Origin of the sequence: Mesorhizobium sp. M7A.F.Ca.CA.004.04.2.1 (assembly GCF_004022825.1) — a bacterium.
Lineage (GTDB): Bacteria > Pseudomonadota > Alphaproteobacteria > Rhizobiales > Rhizobiaceae > Mesorhizobium.
Genome location: NZ_RZPH01000775.1, coordinates 1 through 2934, shown reverse-complemented (window position 1 = coordinate 2934; position 2934 = coordinate 1). Strand labels below are relative to the sequence as shown.

Genomic DNA, 2934 nt, shown 5'->3' with positions numbered 1-2934 from the left:
CGGCATGACCCGCCGGGACATCCTGCGCTTCGTAGTGATCCCCCAAGGAATCCTGTTCGCAATACCCGCACTGATGGGCTTTGCCATTCTCATCTTCCAGGCGACGGCCCTTACATACACGATCGCCATCCCCGAACTTCTGGCGCGCGCCTATCGCGTGGGTGCGGCCACCTACCTCTACCTCGATGTCCTGATCTTGGCGGGCCTGTTCTATCTCGCCATCACCGTCCCGTTCGGGTGGCTGGTCTCGTACACCGAACGTAGGCTGGGCAGCCATCTCGGCTGACCTGCAATCAAAAACCATCAATGTCAGAGGAGAGCACAGTGAAAAATTGGAGTAAGATTATCTCGGCCGCGGCCATTGCTACGGCCTTGGGTGCCAGCGTCGCGTCCGCACAGGATTGCAAGCCGCAGCACGTTTTCGAAACCGTGTCAGCGGGCAAACTCACAGTCGCGCTTACCAACACCGCTCCGTATTCGCTCGAAAAAGACAGCGGCATCGCGGGTATCGACGGCGATCTCGTGAAGCGTTTTGCCAAGGAGAACTGCCTGGAGATCGCTTATGAGATCTTCACATATCCAGGCGCGGTTTCCGCAGTTCAGTCGCGGCGCGCGGACATCGCGCTTGGCGGCTTCTATCGTACCGCCGCCCGCGCGAAGGTCGTCGCTCTGTCTACGCCGGTCTATCTCGACCAACTGTCCGTCACCTCGACCAACGGCATTGATACTGTCGATGGTCTGCTGGGCAAGAAGGTCGGCACCGTTGAAGGATATTTATGGGTCCAGGACATGGAGAAGCTTTACGAAGGCTCCAAGACCTATCCGTCGTCGCTGAACCTCGCGCAGGACCTTCATGCCGGTCGTATTGAGGCGGCGCTCGACGGCTTCGGCTCCGCTGTCATTCAGAACGAAGGACAGAATTATAAGGTAAATGCGCTGAAACAAGATCCGCGCATCGATGCGACCATGAACCCGTCGCAGACCGCCTTCCTGCTGGACAAGAGCAACGAGGATCTTGCGAAGGCCGTTGACACGTCCCTAGAAGCTTACCGCAAGGATGGCGCGATCGCGGAAGCGCTCAAGGCTTACGGGCTGGATCCGTCAGCCGCAGATGTCGGTGGCGCCCGCGTCATCGAGTAAGCCGCTGGTATGAAGGGCCGCTCCGCCTGTGCCTCCCGTTTTTAGGAAGAAAACCGAGCGAGGCGGGCGGCCTGGACGTTTGCTGCGCGGCTGCGATCCGAGCGTGTGCTAAATGCCTGCCGTCGACTACGTCGCCGCCGATGCCTACATCAATTCGGACGACACTGGCGACTGTCAGCTCGCCGACCTCATCCAAGGCGAGGAGCTTCCCTCGCTTTACGCCCGTTCCTGCTGTGCAGAGCAGTGCCGCTGGCTCGCACCTTGGCTATAGAGCTTCTATCAACGCGCAGTGTGCATGATCGCATCTGTGGGGCGCGGGAGGTTTCGAGGGGAACACGATCTGGCATTTGAAGTTTGCTCCTAGGGCAGCGCCTGCTTTGACGAGCTTCGCCAACTCAAGTCTTGCGCCCTTCCGAGAGAAGATTGTCGCCGGTAGTGACGAAGAGCGCGAAAACTTATTGCGCAAGCTTGACTGCGGCGCTGGCGCACCGGCGGAAGTCTGCTGTTCGGGCTTCGTGCTGGCCGTTGCTCGCGCCAACCGTGGCTAAGTTCGCCGTCCCATCCACTCTTCACGCCGTTCAGCATCGAACGCCTGCCGACCCTTCGCGGCCCATAGATCTCGTGCATGCTCGCCTTCAGCGCTCTGCAATTTGTCGGCCGCCTATCCCGCTGGTTGCCTTTGCCAACGAGGCCAAGCCTCTTCAGGGCGATCCGCGCGAGATCAACCGGTTCGACCTTGACGGGCAGCCCGTGCACCGCAACGGCATGAGCCAGAATGAGTTTTACGAAACCGATGTCGATGCCTAGCGTCATCGGTCCAGCACCTTGGGCAGCCCGGTCACGGCCGAAACGAATGAGCCGTTCGCGATCGAGAGCCGCGATGTTGCACTTGCCGAGATGTCTTTGGAGCATAGCGAGGGCTGCGGCCTTGGAGCGGCGAGGGGACTTGCCTATATCGCACATGTCGTCGATATGAAGGTCGATGAGTTCGCCGAAGGTTTTCAGGCGCGCTGTTCGAGACTTTGCCGGTGTCTCACCGCGATCGACTTGGCGCTCGGTTTCGTCGCCCAGCGGCGTGCGTCGTCTCGGCGCAGGAAGGTTTCGCTGACGTAGCGACCTTTGCGACGGACTTGGACACGCCAGGACCCGGACGAGAGCTTTGTGTAGGTGGCCATTTTTTCGTGTGCGCTCCGTGTGCACTGAGAGATCGAAACGTGGCGAAAAAGGGTCGTATTCTGGCGTAAATTGTGTGCACTTGGCACGTTCTAACGATTTGATGTTAAACAAAAAATGCTGCAAAATCAATATCATAGGCTATCTGTGGCCCCGATGATGGACTGGACGGACCGGCATTGCCGGTTCTTCCACCGCCAGCTGACAAGCCATGCGCTGCTTTATACCGAGATGGTGGTGGCCGACGCGGTCATCCATGGCGCGCGCGAGCGGCTGCTCGGCTTCGATGCGGTGGAACATCCGGTCGCGCTGCAGCTCGGCGGCTCGGATCGTGAAAAGCTCGCCGAGGCTGCCCGCATTGGCGAGGCCTTTGGCTATGACGAGATCAACCTCAATGTCGGCTGTCCGTCAGACCGCGTCCAGTCGGGCACGTTCGGTGCCTGCCTGATGAAAGTGCCGGACCTCGTCGCCGGCTGCGTCGCGGCGATGAAAGCGGCGGTGAAGATCCCCGTGACCGTTAAATGCCGCATCGGCGTCGACGAGCAGGATCCGGAGCCGGCCCTGGATGCGCTGACGGATGGGGTTTTCGATGCCGGCGCCGACGCATTGTGGGTGCATGCA

General features: G+C 60.0%; 2 protein-coding genes and 2 pseudogenes. 3 read left to right on the top strand and 1 reads right to left on the bottom strand.

Annotation, left to right across the window (positions count from 1 at the left end; translation table 11 throughout):
* Together EN893_RS38270 and EN893_RS26775 are read left to right on the top strand one after the other, a co-directional pair.
* Positions 1 to 286, top strand: a pseudogene (locus EN893_RS38270) (amino acid ABC transporter permease); the annotation flags it as partial.
* Positions 287 to 324: 38 nt separating this feature from the next.
* The gene (locus EN893_RS26775; protein WP_164748881.1) at positions 325 to 1140 is read left to right on the top strand and encodes a transporter substrate-binding domain-containing protein; all 816 of its coding nucleotides are present in this window, start codon (positions 325 to 327) and stop codon (positions 1138 to 1140) included.
* 544 nt (positions 1141 to 1684) lie between these two features.
* Here EN893_RS26775 and EN893_RS39505 read toward each other — a convergent pair.
* Positions 1685 to 1798: pseudogene (locus tag EN893_RS39505) on the bottom strand (conjugal transfer protein TraD); the annotation flags it as partial.
* A 632-nt stretch (positions 1799 to 2430) separates the two neighbouring features.
* On the opposite strand from EN893_RS39505, the gene dusA reads away from it, so the two are divergent.
* Positions 2431 to 2934, top strand: a 504-nt coding sequence (dusA, locus tag EN893_RS26760) for a tRNA dihydrouridine(20/20a) synthase DusA (RefSeq protein WP_128361903.1), incomplete at its 3' end; no start/stop codon positions are given.